This is a genomic window from Pseudoalteromonas sp. MER144-MNA-CIBAN-0113 (genome assembly GCF_040308965.1).
GTDB lineage: Bacteria > Pseudomonadota > Gammaproteobacteria > Enterobacterales > Alteromonadaceae > Pseudoalteromonas > Pseudoalteromonas tetraodonis.
Genome location: NZ_JBEOOG010000266.1, coordinates 1 through 292, shown reverse-complemented (window position 1 = coordinate 292; position 292 = coordinate 1). Strand labels below are relative to the sequence as shown.

The following is a 292-nucleotide window of genomic DNA, read 5'->3' as shown; positions in this document are numbered from 1 at the left end:
GTTTTAAAAAGCTCTAACTGAAATTCGATTGTTTCTAAGTAATTTTTTGTTTTGTTATCTTCAGTCGCTTTTTTAGTAAAGTAAGCATCAACCCCTTCACCCATTAAATTTTGCTTTTGAAGCTCCATCGACATTAAGACAATACTAACCATAGCAGGGCGAAAACCATCTAACTTAGCTAGGTTAGCGCCAAACTCGCTAAGCTTATTTTCAAGTAAAGCCTTAATCTCGGGTTCTAGCTTTTGACTTAACGTTTCGTTATTTGTATACGATAGCGCACCTAACATTTGCA

The 292-nt window shown here is 35.6% G+C and carries 1 protein-coding gene; it reads right to left on the bottom strand.

The window, feature by feature from the left end; all coding sequences use genetic code 11:
- On the bottom strand, nt 1-292 hold a 292-nt coding region (locus AAEY57_RS19660), incomplete at both ends, for a TraB/GumN family protein (RefSeq protein ID WP_350608626.1).